Annotated in this window: 7 protein-coding genes; 2 read left to right on the forward strand and 5 right to left on the reverse strand. The window is 62.2% G+C overall.

Features of this window, described 5'->3' with window-relative positions:
* Positions 1-12 precede the first annotated feature (12 nt).
* The 5 genes from recD to QPL98_RS08060 form a co-directional block, all read right to left on the reverse strand.
* Positions 13-2,265 carry an exodeoxyribonuclease V subunit alpha gene (gene recD / locus QPL98_RS08040; protein ID WP_303293067.1) on the reverse strand — a complete coding sequence of 751 codons (2,253 nt, stop codon included), beginning with the start codon at positions 2,263-2,265 and terminating at the stop codon, positions 13-15.
* On the reverse strand, positions 2,262-5,987 hold the full coding sequence (gene recB / locus QPL98_RS08045) for an exodeoxyribonuclease V subunit beta (RefSeq protein ID WP_303293068.1): 3,726 nt from the start codon (positions 5,985-5,987) through the stop codon (positions 2,262-2,264). Before recB ends, recD begins: the two co-directional genes overlap by 4 nt.
* Positions 5,984-9,577, reverse strand: coding sequence for an exodeoxyribonuclease V subunit gamma (recC, locus tag QPL98_RS08050; RefSeq protein WP_141066702.1), 3,594 nt, complete (start codon positions 9,575-9,577; stop codon positions 5,984-5,986). The genes recB and recC overlap by 4 nt, the downstream gene beginning before the upstream one ends.
* A 162-nt stretch (positions 9,578-9,739) precedes the next feature.
* Positions 9,740-9,961 (reverse strand): hypothetical protein, encoded by a 222-nt coding sequence (locus QPL98_RS08055; protein ID WP_141066703.1) that lies wholly within the window; start codon positions 9,959-9,961, stop codon positions 9,740-9,742.
* 24 nt (positions 9,962-9,985) lie between these two features.
* Positions 9,986-10,453, reverse strand: a complete 468-nt coding sequence (locus QPL98_RS08060) for a hypothetical protein (RefSeq protein ID WP_023011924.1) — start codon at positions 10,451-10,453, stop codon at positions 9,986-9,988.
* Between the two features lie 156 nt (positions 10,454-10,609).
* On the opposite strand from QPL98_RS08060, the gene QPL98_RS08065 reads away from it, so the two are divergent.
* Both QPL98_RS08065 and QPL98_RS08070 read left to right on the forward strand, forming a co-directional pair.
* Entirely contained in the window at positions 10,610-12,310 is a 1,701-nt protein-coding gene (locus QPL98_RS08065) for a VRR-NUC domain-containing protein (protein ID WP_141066704.1), read from the forward strand.
* Positions 12,307-14,559 (forward strand): ATP-dependent DNA helicase, encoded by a 2,253-nt coding sequence (locus QPL98_RS08070; RefSeq protein ID WP_303293069.1) that lies wholly within the window; start codon positions 12,307-12,309, stop codon positions 14,557-14,559. The genes QPL98_RS08065 and QPL98_RS08070 overlap by 4 nt, the downstream gene beginning before the upstream one ends.
* The last annotated feature ends 58 nt before the right edge of the window (positions 14,560-14,617 follow it).

The following is a 14,617-nucleotide window of genomic DNA, read 5'->3' on the forward strand; positions in this document are numbered from 1 at the left end:
TGCCCGTGGCCATTATTGCTCTCCGAGCCGAAGCGCCAGTCCTGAAGCCCGCACCACCTGTTGGCTTACGCTGTCTTTGAACACCTGCGCATCGCCGGTAATCAGGCTGAACCAGTTCCTGGCCCGGGTGATGCCCGTGTACACCAGTTCCTTGGTCAGTACCGGGCTGAGGCGATCCGGCAGCACCAGACAGGTGTGGTTGAATTCGGAACCCTGGGACTTATGCACCGTCATGGCGTATACCGTTTCCAGCTGCTGCAAACGGCTGGGGGAAATCCAGCGAATGCCGCCGGTGCTGTCACTGCTCGGGAAGGCTACCCGAAGGGTCGCTTTTGGCTCGCCGGTTTCGGTCTTATCCCAGGGTACACTGAAGGTGAGGCCGATATCCCCGTTCATCAGGCCGAGGTTGTAGTCGTTGCCGGTGACCAGCACCGGCCGGCCGGCGTACCAGCCGTCGGTTTTGTCGATCAGTTTTTCAGCCAGCAGCTTCTGGGCGATACGCTGGTTCAAGCCCTCCACGCCCCAGGGGCCTTTGCGTAACGCACACAGCACCTGGAAATCGTTGAAGGCTTCCAACACCTCAGCGGCGTGGGCATCCCAGGCTTCCCGGGGACTGTCGGCGGTCAAATCACAGCTGTGGATAACTTCCAGATAATGGCTATAGCCTACCGGTGTTGGCAGCGCCTGGCCATTCACCACCCGGCCCTGGCCGGCGTTTCGGAAAGCCTCCGGTGAGCCGGTGATGGCGTGGTGGCAGATCAGCTCAAGTGTCTGATCCGGATCGGGTTTTGGTGTTTGGCCGTTCAGCCAGATTACATCATCAAACCCGGCGTCCCGGATATGACCCAGTACCTGGCTGGTGAGCTCGCTGGTGTTTACGGCTTCTGCCAGTTGACGGATACCACTGTCCTGTCCGAAGCGGTAGCTCTTGCGCAACATCGCCACCGCCTGGTCGAGTGGCTGGCCGGAGTTATCCACAAGGCTATCCGGCACCTGCGCGCCGGTGATGGCAGCCAGCCAACGGGCAGTATCCGGCGTGTAGTGGGCGTCCAGGGCCCGTTGGCACAGTTCCCCCAGCACCGCACCGGCGTCCACTGAGGCCAGCTGGTCCTTGTCGCCCAGCAGGATCAGCTGAGCGCTGGCGGGCAGGGCATCGAATACCGAGGCCATCAGGTCGACATCCACCATGGATGCCTCATCGATGACCAGGATATCCACCAGCAACGGATTGTCTCGGTGATGTCGGAACTGGCGCGTGTCTGGCCGGCTACCGAGTAGCCGGTGCAGGGTGGTGACCTTGGTGGGAATGTCCTCCAGTTTCACGGAGCCGGGCAGGTCGGCCAGTGGCAGCTTGCTGACCGCACCGCCAATGGATTCGTTCAGCCGGGCGGCGGCCTTGCCGGTGGGTGCGGCCAGGCGGATACGGTACTTGCGCCCTGCCCGCTCCGGGCTTTCCCCGGCCACGGCCTGCAGGGCTGCCAGAAGATTCACCACGGTGGTGGTCTTGCCGGTACCCGGACCACCGGTGATCACGGCGAAGCGGTTACGGGCGGCCAGAGCGCAGGCCAGTTTCTGGTAATCCACCGGCTCTGTGGACTGGAACAGTTTGCTGAGCGCTGTGGATAAGGTTTGGGAGGCCGCCGATTGCGGGTCGGCCAGCGGCGATGGCAAGGCCAGTCGTTGCTGAATGCCCTCGGCAATGCGTTGTTCGTAACGCCAGAACCGGCGCAGGTACAGTCGGGTGCCGTTCAGTACCAGCGGTGCCGGCACGGAGCCATCGCTCACGGCCAGAGAACCCTGCAGGGCTGCGAGGCAATCGGTTAGCTGTACCCGTGACAGCAGTTCCTGTGGATAACGCCCTTGCAGGTTGGCCACCTCGCTCTCAGACAGGCCGGTATTGGCCGGTTCTTCCGGCGGCAGCGCCAGGGTCTGGCCGGCATCGTCGAGTAGCGTGGCCAGATCGATGCATACGTGCCCCCGGCCCACCTGGTGCGAGGTCAGTGCCGCCAACAGCAGCACCAGTGGTTGCGGGCCTTCGCCCTGCTCTTCGCTGAGTTCCCTGATCAGCCGGGCAAAGCCGGTATCCAGCGGGCGAATCCAGCCGGCCTGTTGCCATTGCCCTAACAGCGCCTCGGTGTCGTCAGGATGGGCCAGCAGCTGGGAGTTATCCACAGCCTCCGGTGATTCTGTGGCCGCCCGGTTCACTGGCGTGTCGTCACCCAGGTCCAGGGCAAACTGGTTTTCGGTATGGCGGGTACGGCTCATGCAGCCACCTCCCCGGACACCGGCTCGCCATCGAACAGGGCGTCCAGTTGTTCGATCAGCACCCTGGGGGGCTTGTCGGTAAAGGCGCCGCCGCTGGCGGAGTTCACCCCTCGCAGGAACAGGTACACCGCGCCGCCAATGTGCTGGTCGTAGTCGTATCCCGGTAAACGGGCCTTCAGCAACCGGTGCAGGGCCAGCAGGTAGAGGATGTATTGCAGGTCGTAGCGTTTGTCCAGAATCGCCTGGCCCATGGCCTGGTCGGTGTAGGCGTCGTCGTCCTCGCCCAGAGCATTGGATTTGTAGTCCAGCACGTAATACTGCCCCTTGTGTTCAAACACCAGGTCGATAAAGCCCTTGAGCATGCCATTGAAGCGGTTGGCCTCGGCCCGGGGCCGGTCCGCGCCGTTCAGGGTGTAACGGGTGACCAGTTTGTCCAGTGTATGGATGCTGACGTTACGGCTTTCAAACCAGAACTCCAGCTCCGGGCGCAGATTGGCCAACTGCGCCAGGCTGGCGGCATCCTGGCCATTGCGATCCAGTCGCAGTGGTTTGCGGATCAGCCCCAACAGCCACTGTTGCAGGGGCTCGATCCAGTCGCCCCAGCCCCGGGTGGAGCAGCGGCGGGCCAGCTGCTCGTGCAACAGCTCCGGGTTATCCACAACCCGTTGGAAGCCCTGGGCGGTGCACCATTCCAGCAATTCGTGCAGGAAGGTGCCGGGTCCCGCGCCTTTGGGGAAATGATGGTGGTTGCGTACGGCGGGTACGGCGGGGGCCTCCCCGGTGTCATTCTGGGCGCTTTCTTCCAGCAGGTTCTGGGTCTGGGCGTCTTCCACCTCGCCGGTGAAGGTAATACCGGTGCCGGTCATGCCGGTGTATTCGATGGTGGAGTAGCTGGCGATCCACCAGTCTTCCTTCGCTTCCCGCGTGGAGATCAGCGCCGGGCCCAGGGCGTCCGGGGCCATTTCGGTGAATATTGTGTTTCCGGCTTCCGGCAGCGGGGAAATCCGGATTTCCGGGCGGCCCTGGGCCAGTGAGGCCAGAGCCTGGCTGATGGACTGCTCCGGTGTTCCGGCAATCGCATAGCCCAGGCCGCTCTGATACCAGTTATCCACAGCCGCCGCGCCCACCCAGGTGGCAAACCGGGCCCGCGTCAGGGCCACATAGAGTTTACGGATGTCCTCGCCCAGGCGTTCCTGGCCGGCCCTTTCAATGTCTTCCGGAGTCGGATCGAACACGGTCACCAGCTTGCCGGTGTCGTCGTGGTAGCGAACATACGCCTGCTTCGGGTTCTCTGCCCGGAAGGCGGTGCCGAAGGGCAGGAATACCAGCGGGTATTCCAGGCCCTTGGATTTGTGCACGGTGATCACTTTTACCAGACCGGCGTCGCTTTCCAGGCGCAGGGTGCGGTGTTCGTCTTCTTCGTCTGCCGCCCGCAGGATCTGGGTGAAGTGGTGCACCAAGGCATGTTCGCCGTCCAGTTGCAGGCTGTCCTGCTGCAGCAGTTCGGCGATGTGCAGGATGTCAGTCAGTCTTCGCTCACCGTCAGGGCGTTGCAGCAGGCGGCCGGGAACCTCGAAGTCCATCAGAAAACTACGCAGCATGGGCAGTACGCCCTGGCTCTGCCACTGTTGCTGGTAGCGCTGGAAGCGCTCGATTTCCCGTTCCAGTATCAGCTCGTCGGTGAGCAGCCGATCCAGTGCCTGCCAGCTCTGGCCCAGGGTCGGTGTGGCCAGCGCGGCGCGGATGAAGGCCAACTGCCGGGGTTCGGCAAAGGCGCGCAGCCAGCACAGTACCTCGTTCGCCTCCCGGGAGGTCAATACTGAATCCCGGTCCGACAGGTACACACTTTTGATACGCCGGCGGCCGAGGGCGTCCCGCACCGCAGCCGCTTCGTTGCGGTTATTCACCAGTACGGCAATGTCGCTGGGTTCAACGGGTTCGAGGTCGTCCGGGCTGTCTGGCAAGGCAAAGCCGGCCTGCCTTCCCTGCCCCAGGGTCAACAATCGGGCGATTTCACTGGCGCAGGTTTCGGCCATTTCGGCCGTGGCGGTGCCCTTGGCGAGGCCTTTTGGGTTGCCCTCTTTGTCGGTTTCACCGGATTCGTGGGTCCAGAACACCAGGCTGGGCTGGACTTCACTCTGCACCGACCACAGCCGCCTGGTGCCGTTGGCATCGACGCCCTGGAACGGCAGCGGCGTGCTGTCGCCCTTGCCGAACAGGAAGGCGCCTCTGGCGCTGAACTGGTCGCTGTGCTCAAACACCCGGTTGACGGCGCTCACCATGGTTTCGGCGGAGCGGAAGTTTTTGCCCAGGGTGTAAGTGCGTGCCTGCACACCCAGGCGGGCCTGCAGGTAGGTGTGGATATCGGCGCCCCGGAAACCGTAGATGGCCTGTTTCGGATCGCCGATCATCAGCAGGCAGGTGTCCGGTTGGTTGCCTTCTACGTTATAGATCCGGTTGAAGATGCGGTACTGCACCGGGTCGGTATCCTGAAACTCGTCAATCAGCGCTACCGGAAACTGGCGGCGGATGGTGGCGGCCAGTTGGTCCCCCCGGGGGCCGTGCAGCGCGTCATCCAGGCGGGTGAGCAGGTCATCAAAACCCATTTCCGAGCGTTGCTGCTTTTCCGCTTCCAGTCGCCCGGCAATCCAGTGGCTGGCGTGGCGCAGGATGTCGGACTTGGCACTGGGCGGGTTCTGGCCGAAGGCCAGCAAGGCGTCGATGGCGTCAAACGCCGGGTGATGGGGTGCCGGGTCGTCGCCTTTCAGGATGTTGTCCAGACCCTCGGGGGTCTGGTTCTTGTAACCGGCAGCGCTGTCCAGCTTCTCCGGCAACAGCTCGTCGGATTCGGCCCAGGCGACCAGAAATTCCCACACCTTGAGCATGGCGTTCTTGCTGCCGCCGTGCAGGCGCTTGCCTTTGTTCAGATCGTTCAGCAGGTCAGTGACTTCCTGTTGCCACTGGGCCCAAGGGTGGGCTTTCAGTTCACCGGCCCGCGCGAGCCGTTCGCTGACCACCTGGTCAATGGCTTCGTGTACGCTCTGGGGCGGTGTACCCAGAGCATCCGGGTCGTCGATCAGGTTACGTACCGCCTTGCGCAGGTCGGTGGGGGTTTTCCAGTGGCTCAGGGCTTCGTCCATAAGGGCCGGTGGTAAGGGGTAAACGAAGGTGCGCCAGTAATCCCTTGCCACCTCGTCCAGCAGTTCGCTCTGGTCCGTTTCCAGGGTGAGCTTGAACAGGCTGCCGCTGTCGAAGGCGTGTTCGCTGAGCATGCGGTTGCAGAAACCGTGAATGGTGGATACCGCCGCTTCGTCCATCCATTCGGCGGCCAGCAGCAGTTTCTTGCGGCAGTCAGGCCACCTGGCCGGGTCTGGGTAACTGTCATCCCGCAGCTTGTGGATAAGTGCGGTTTCCGGGGTGGGTTCGAGGTGGTCAGCGGCGTCGGAAAACACCTCGGCGGCCTGGGTCAGCCGGGTGCGGATGCGGTCCCGCAGCTCCTTGGTGGCGGCGTCGGTAAAGGTGACCACCAGCAGGTTAGGCGGCAACAGGTTCTGCAGCGGGCTGTCTTCTGCCTGGCCATGGCCCAGCACCAGGCGCACATAAAGGATGGCGATGGTGAAGGTTTTGCCGGTGCCTGCGCTGGCCTCGATCAGCGCGCTGCCGTTCAGGGGCAGGGCCAGTGGGTTCAGATTCGGGTTTCGGTTGGTTCTCTGTTCCGTCATTCCATGCTCCCGATTTGCTCCGCCGCCGACTTGCCCTGTTCGGCTTCCCACAGAGGCACATAAAGCTGATGCAGCAGGGCTTCAAACTCGCCGCTCGCCATCAGTGCCTCGGGACTTTCGAAGGCACCCAGCAGGTAGCCGGTGTCCCGGTCCAGGGCGGTGGAATAGGCCTGTTCTGCTTCACTGATGGCCCGTTCGTGGTCGCCGATAAATTTCTTGCCGCCATAGAAACTGGTGATCCAGGCAAAGCCGGCTTCGCAGTGAATGGGCAGGGTCCGGGTGGTGGCTTCCATCCAGCGGCCCAGAATGGCTTCGAAGTGCTTTTGTGCCTGCTCCGGGGCCATGACCGGGAAGTGGAATTTACGGCCTTCTTCCTTACCGAGGATCAGGGTTTCAAAGGGCTGGCCGCTGAGTTGCCCGGCCAGATGAATCAACCAGTCTCGCAGCAGGTTGGCGTAGCGGACTTTTTTAGAGTAACCGGAGCCGGTCAGCAGACCGGCGTTGGCGATCACCAGTCGGCACAGTTGTCCTGAAGGGTTGCAGCGCAGATTGTCGATTAAATCGACCACCTCCACGGCGCCTGTGCTATCCGAGTACCGACACTCGAACGGTAAGGGCTCGGCCACTGCTTCCGGCCACTCGGTCAGCGCGCCGCGATAGCGTTGAAACAGGTCTGGCAGGCGGCCGGCCAGCTCGGTGCGCAGGCGATGTTCGGTCACCCCCATACCCAGGTCGCCCCGCCGGGCCATGCGGTCCAGAGTGGCTTCCAGGCGTTCGTGCAATTCCTCTTCGCTGGCGGCTTTGACGACACCCTCCTGGATCAGCTCGTTGTCCAGGCGCCAGCGGTCCAGGCCGTTCAGGTCGAAGTTTTCGTTATCGGTGTCGTCTTCTTCCACCGCTTCAAAGCGCACCTGCAACCGGCGCTGGTAGAAGGTGTCGATGGGCTTTTTCAGGAAATTCGCCAGCTCGTTCAGGCTGATGGGCTCTTCGGGCGTCTGGTACGGCAGCGCTTCCCGGCTCTGCTCCGGGTTATCCACGGCATGAGCGCTGCGCCATTCCCGTTCATAGGTGAACAGTCCCCGGGCCTGCAGCACGTCGGCCAGGGGTTTGGGTTGGGTCTCTTCACCCTCGCCCACGCCGTTGGTTCTGGGGAAATAGTCCCGGCTGAAAGGCTGCAGCGGATGCTGGGTGGTCAGAGCCTTGGTAACAGAACCATCCGGTTGCCCCGCCACGGTCCACAGACTGTTCAGGTGGTCCTGTAACTGGCCGATGAGCACCGAGGGTGGCCGTTCGGAGTCGTCCCTGATACTGCGCCCCACCCAGCTGATGTACAGCTGTTCCCGGGCGGACAACAAGGCTTCCAGAAACAGGTAGCGGTCGTCTTCCCGGCGGGAGCGGTCCCCCGGCCGATAATCCTGGGCCATCAGGTCGAAATCCACCGGCGGCCGGGAGCGAGGGTAATCGCCGTCGTTCATGCCCAGCAGGCACACCTTGCGGAACGGAATGGCCCGCATCGGCATCAGGGTGGCGAAGTTGACCTTGCCGGCCAGGAAACGCTGGTTCAGGCCGCCCTCATCCAGGCCCTGCAGCAGCACATCCTTGACGATATTCAGGGGAAGCGGTTGCTGTTCCAGTCCGGCGGCCAGGGCATCGTCCAGCCACTGCTCCAACTGACGGCGGAAGCGGTTGAGCAACAGCAGGTCCTGGCCTTCCACCTTGTGGAAAAACTGCTCCAGCATGGCGGAGAACAGGGCTTCCCATTCCCCGGGCGTGCGGGTGGCCTGCAGTGCCTGCCACAGGGTTTCCAGCTGGTGTACGAACTCGCCCAGGCGCCCGGCCAGGCTGGCTTGCAGCCCGCCGATTTCGCCATAGGGCTCTACCCCGCCCCAGGGTTCGTCATCGCCCATGCCGTAACCGAGCAGCATAGAGCGCAGCCCGGACTGCCAGGTATTGCGATCCAGCTCTGCCGGCAGGTCCAGGCTTTCCCGGTGCTTGCCATGCAGGCCCCAGCGAATATTGGCGCCTTCCACCCAGCGCCGGGCCAGAGGGATGTCGTCTTCGCTGATGTCAAAGCGGTCGCGGATGCCGGCTACTTCCATCAAGCTGATGATTTCGCTCACACCGAAGCGGCTTCGGGGCAATGACATCAGGGTTTCCAGGGCAATCAGCACGGGTTCGTGGTGGCGCTGTCCCTGGTCGGAAATGGTGAACGGAATGTGGCGCTTGCGGCCCGGCGAGTAGCGACCGAACACCGCCTGAATATGAGGCGCGTACACGTTGATGTCAGGCACCATCACAATTACATCCCGGGGCCGCAGTGTCGGATCGGCATTGAACGCAGCCAGCAGCTGGTCGTGCAGAATCTCCACTTCCCGCTGGGGGCCGTGGGCGTCGTGGAACACGACGGAATGGTCGCGGGTCAGATCCACCGTGCGCTGCTGCTGGCGGATTTCCTGCAGCGGCGTCAGGTTGTGGATATCGTTCTGCAACTGGTGCAGCAGGCAGGGGTTATCCACATCGCCATGGTCGGTGAAGATGTCGATCTTCTGGCCCGGCGTCTGGAAACTGGCGCGGTAGTCGTCCGGGTTGTCGAACTCATCCAGCAGGCGAATGTAGTCCCGGCCCTGTTTTCCCCAGGCCGCCAGCAACGGGTTGGCGTGCTGGTGCAACTGGTCCGGGTCGTCAATTTGCGACAACACCGGGTGTGCTGCGCCCCGCTTGCGTTCGGCTTTTAACAGTTCCCGGTCGCTGATGATGTCGGCCCAGTAGAACTGGCAGGGGTTGTGAACACACAGTACCACCTGGCTGAACCGGCTCAGGACATACAGGGCTTCCAGCGCCTGCCGGGGTAAAGACGAGACCCCGAACACCACGATGCGTCTGGGCAGGCGGGCTGGGTTAGCCGGTTCGCTGATGCGCTGGCCCTGTTCCATAAAGCGGGTGTGAATCTGCGAGCGGCTGGTGTGGGCCTCGCTGCCTGTATCTGCTACCAGCTTGCGCCAGAGCAGCGGCTGCCAGCGGGTTTCCGCATCCAGGGCTTTCTCCTCGCCCCGAGCGGTGATTACCACATCCTTGCCCTGCTCCCAGGCCGCCAGCCAGTCGGCCCGGAACACCTGGTACTGGTCGAACAGGTCGGCCACTTTCTCGGCCAGCTGAAAGTTGCGCAGGTCGGTATCGCGGCCGTCCAGGAATCGGGCCAGTGGCGTAAACGCCTCATCCTGCCCCACAAGCTCCGGCAGCAATCGGTACAGCCGCCAGACCAGGCGGCGCTTGTCGAAGGGGGACTGCTCCGGTACTTCGCCGTCGGGCAACACCGCCCGATAGGCCTGCCAGATGAACCGGGCAGGAAACAGGAAATCCATGCCGGCGGCAATGCCCAGGCCGCCTTCCACGCCATCCTCGGTGCGCTTCTCCGCCAGCGCCAGCTTCAGCCACTGGGCAATGCCGTTACTCTGCACCAGAAAGGTCTCGCTCTGCAGCGGCGGCATGGGGTTCTGCCGGCAGATATAGACCACGGCGCGGCGCAGGTCTTCCAGATGGTTGGCATGGATGGCGTGAAAGCCGGGTTCAATGGCTGTGGAGTCGGCCATGGTTTTCCTTGTCTGATGAACAATTCAATCCTCGGGCCACAGCTTACCGCAGTTGGCCGAGAATACGGACCGTCAGGCGTACTCCATCGTAACCTGACGGAGCGACACGGGCAGTCGTGATTGTTCAAAAGACAGAGGTTGCGAATCCGGATGTCGGCCGGGTCAGGAATGCCGCAGACAAGCCAGAAGCAGATGACGAACCAGACTCTGGGAGGACGCATCCAGACAGGAGAAATCCTCGGCGTGCAACTGCCTGTTTTGCATCAGCCTGGCCAGGCTCCCGGCATCGATACTGATGCAGACCCGGTCATGATGCCGGCTCTCCAGCCAGCTCAGATCTTCAATCTTGTGCGCCTGAACCGGGTTCGGGCGTGTGAAGGGCATACCCATAGCTCCTCCGTAAACCTGTCAGTGCATGGCCATCGCCGGACGTGTTGTCGGCGTTGTGAACGGGAACGAGGGCCAGTTCAGGTACTCGGCAAAGAATGCCGAATGGCGACGATGATCCAGCAATACCTCCAGACACTCATCGGTGCTGCATCGACCGGTTATACCCGGGCAGGGCTCGCTGGATTGCAGGCTGTCCAGAGCCCGGAAAAGCACATGCTCGGCGGCGCTGATGTCGCCACGGTCGCGCAGCGCCCGGCACACCAGTATCGCCGCCAGGGTCAGCTCTACCTGCATGCAGTCCGGGTGATGTTTGCGGGCCAGGCACGCCAGATCGAAAGCACTGCCGGTGGCGGCCACCAGCTTGTCGGAATCCTGGTTTTCGCTGAAGGTAAAGGCATATTCCATCCAGAGCAGCCATAGATCATTTTTCTCGTTCAGGGAAAGACTGGCAAACATCCGGCGGTGGCGTGGGCAGAGAAATTTCATGGCGTCCTCCTTGTCTTGATGCAAATGATAATAGTTATCATTAAATAAATTGGCAAGGCTCGTGATGATTAATTTTTGTGCATGGAACAGGTTTGAGCCTGCCCGCCATCCGGCGTAAAGTTTGTGCCTCTCTGCCAATCCAACGTCTGCATTCCTATGATCAAGCACCGACCGGTTCCCGCCAGCCTGGATGATCCGCTCTATTATCTGGAGAACATGGATATTCTGGTGGCCTGGGTCGCGAACCACCACGCGGACCTGTTAACGGAACAGGAGCGAAACCGGCTGGCGGCCTTCAGCGGCCTGGCCACCGGGCCCCGGGCGCTGCTGACCCGCATGGTAATGCGTACCGGAGAGCTGTTCCGGGCCGACAAGCTGCGTTATCCCGAACTGCCGGTGCCGGAATCGGAAGCACTCAGGACACTGGTGCAGGCGGGCTGGCTGGATCCTGCGCCGGAGCTAAGCGTGGACGACCTGTTCCGGCTGTTTACCCTGGCAGAATTACGGCCGGAGTTCGCCGATTGGTTGCAACAGCAGGGTCACCCGAAAACGCTGGGTAAGGCCCGGATGCGGGAGCTGCTGGCGGAACCGTTCAATGCACCAAGAGCCCTGGGGGCTTGGCTGCCTGGTGGCGGTGAGGCTTCGACTGTGGTCCGGTTGCAGGACATGGCCTTGTTCGATCGCATCCGCCTGATGTTCTTCGGCAATCTGCGCCAGAGCTGGACCGACTTTGTGCTGGTGGAACTGGGCGTTCAGCAGTTCGAGTCTGTGCCATTTACCCCGGCATCCCGGGCCTTCCAGCAGCGGGCCGAGGTGGATTGCTACCTGCAGATGCACCAATGCCGGGAACGGCTCGAAAATGGCGAACCGGCGGTGGACGTCTGGCCCGATGTCCCGGGCCCTGTGGATAATCCCTGGCTTGCCAGCCGACGGGACCGTTTATTGCTGGAACTGGGCCGGCAGGCGGAGCGCCAGGGCGAACGGGAACTGGCACTTGAGGTCCTGGAAAACAGCGGTCACCGGGAAGCGCAGCTGAAACAGCTTCGCTTACTGGAACGGATGAAGCGTTTTGAGGAGGCCTGGGCCATAGCCTGCCAGTGGCAGGCCACGGAACTGAGCGATGCCGAAGCCCAGGGCCTGAGCCGGTTGTTGAAACGGCTGGCACCGAAAGTGGGGGCCGACCAGCCCGAGCCTGTGGATAACCCCCCATTGCAGGAATTCACCCTCACATTGCCGAAGCCGGACACCGGTACGGTGGAGCTGGCAGCGCTGCAGCATCTGGGCACGGATGACGCCCCGGTGTTCTATGTGGAAAACACCCTGATTAACGCCCTGTTCGGTCTGCTGTGCTGGCCGGTGATCTTCCAGCCCCTGCCCGGCGCCTTCTTTCATCCGTTCCATATTGGCCCGGCAGACCTGACCCGGGAAGACTTCGTTGCCCGTCGCCAGCAGGCGTTCGAGCAAAGGTTCCGTTTGCTGGGCACCGGCGCCTATCGCAGGGAAATCCTCGACACCTATAAGAACAAGCAGGGCATCGCCAATCCCTTCGTGTTCTGGCCGGTTTTGGATGAAGCTCTTTTAGAGCTGGCCCTGCACTGCATTCCCTCTGGCCACCTGGAGGCCCTGTTCCGGCGCCTGCTGAACAACATCAAGGAACACCGCAGCGGCTTTCCGGATTTGATCCGGTTTGTACCGGACGCGGAGCAACCCGAACAGCGTTATGAAATGATCGAAGTAAAAGGCCCCGGCGACCGCCTGCAGGACCACCAGGTGCGCTGGTTGCAGTTCTTCGCCCGGCAAGGCATCCCGGCCAGCGTATGCTATGTGCGATGGCAGGATGATGAGGCTCGCGGGTGAAAGTCGCCGTTCGCACCCTGTGTGAGTTCGCCGCCCGCCACGGCGACCTGGACTTCCGCTACACCCCGGCGCCCAGCAGCGAAGAGGGCATTGCCGGCCACCAGGCGATCCAGGCTAAACGCGGTTACGGCTATAAAAGCGAGTACTCACTGACCGGTAAGGTTCTGGGAATGCAGCTTTCCGGTCGGGCCGATGGTTACCACCCGCACAAGAACCGGCTGGAAGAAATCAAAACCCACCGGGGCGATGTGTCCCGCATTCGCCCCCACCAGCGCGCCCTGCACCGGGCCCAGTTACGGGCTTACGGCGCCCTGCTGTGCCGACAGGAAAACCGCAAAAACGTGGAACTGGCGCTGGTGTATTACGACACCGGCCGCGACAAGGAAACCGTGCTCACCGAAACCGCCACCGCGGGCGAACTGTGGCAGGAACTGGAAACCCTGTGTGGCCTTTACAAGGCCTGGGCCGAGCAGGAAGAACACCACCGGGAGCTGCGTGATGCGCTGCTGGCCAAACTGCGCTTTCCGTTCCCGGACTTCCGGCCCCGGCAACGGCAACTGGCGGAAACCGTGTACAAGAACTCGGTCAAAACCGGCACCCTGCTGCTGGAGGCGCCCACCGGCCTGGGTAAAACCCTGGGCACCCTGTTTCCGGCCCTGATGGCCATGCCCGCGGCAAAGCAGGACCGGCTGTACTACCTCACCTGCCGCAACACCGCCCGGCAGCTGGCGCTGGATGCTGTGGATAAGTTGCGACACGCCCAGGATGAGCTACAACCCTGGCCGCTGCGTACCCTGGAGCTGGTTTCAAAAGACGACGCCTGCGAACACCCGGACAAAGCCTGCCACGGCGAATCCTGCCCGCTGGCGAAAGGGTTTTTCGACCGCCTGCCGGACGCCCGGGCCGAGGCGGTGCAGAGCAAAGAACCGTTAAATCAGGAGAATTTGGCGAAAATCGCCGCAGATCATGATATTTGCCCCTATTTTCTTGCCCAGGAAATGGCCCGTTGGTGCGATCTGATCATTGGCGATGTCAACCGCCTGTTCGACCAGTCGGCCCTGTTGCACGGCCTGATCCGTCAGAACAACTGGCAGGCCAGCGTGCTGGTGGACGAAGCCCACAACCTGGTGGATCGTGCCCGAGGCATGTACTCGGTGCAGTTGGAACAACAGCGGTTATTGAAGCTGAAGAAGACCGCCCCGAAACCGGTGAAAGCAGCGCTGGACCGCACTGCCCGGGCCTGGCAGGCGCTGATTCGGGACCATGGTGAACAGGCGCAACCGGTGTTCCTGGCCACCCTGCCGGCGCAACTGCTGGGCGCATTGCAGGCCTTGGTCTCGGTGATCACTGACTACCTGGCTGACAACCCGCCAGACCTCGCCCTGCAGGAAGTCCTGTTCGAAATCGTGGCCTTTATGAAACTGGCGGACAGCTTCGGCGACCACTCCCTGTGCGAATTTCAGCGCAGCGGCCGTGGCCGGGCCCGCCTGACCATCCAGAACCTGATCCCGGCGGATTTCCTCACTGAACGCTTCAAGGCCGCGCACTCGGTACTGCTGTTCTCCGCAACCCTCAGCCCCGGCGTGTATTACCGGGATTTGCTTGGTTTGCCGGAAGACGCCCGCTTCACGTCCCTGCCCAGCCCTTTCAGCGCCGGACAACTGAAGGTTGAGTTCACACCCGGCATCAGCACCCGGCAGGTGCATCGTGAAGCCAGCCTGCAGCCCGTCGCCGAACTGATCGCCAAACAGTACCGGGAACGGCGGGGCCACTACCTGGCGTTCTTCAGCAGCTTTAAATACGCCAAAGAGGTGAGCGATGCGTTGGCAAAACAGGCACCTGATATTCCCCAGCGTTCACAGCAACCGGGGATGAGTGCGGAGCAGCGTCGGCAGTTCCTGGCTGACTTTCGGAAGCCTGAAGGCAGCATCGCTTTCGCGGTACTCGGCGGCGTGTTCAGCGAAGGCATCGATCTGCCTGGTGACCAGCTGATTGGCGCCTTTGTGGCCACCCTGGGCCTGCCACCGTTTGATGCCTGGCATGAAATCCTCAAAGAGCGCCTGCAACAACGATTTGGCGAAGGCTATAACTACACCTACGTGATCCCCGGCCTGCAGAAAGTGGCCCAGGCCGCCGGCCGGGTGATCCGCACCCCGGACGACCGGGGCGTAATCTGGCTGATTGATGACCGCTTTCTGAAACGACCGGTGCGTGGCCTGTTGCCGACCTGGTGGTTCACCAACACCTGATTCAGAGAGCGTCAAATTGTCGCGATCGACGTCAGTTGTTACATATCACTATGGAAAA

This window comes from Marinobacter sp. ST-43 (assembly GCF_030541085.1).
Taxonomy (GTDB): Bacteria; Pseudomonadota; Gammaproteobacteria; order Pseudomonadales; family Oleiphilaceae; genus Marinobacter; species Marinobacter nauticus.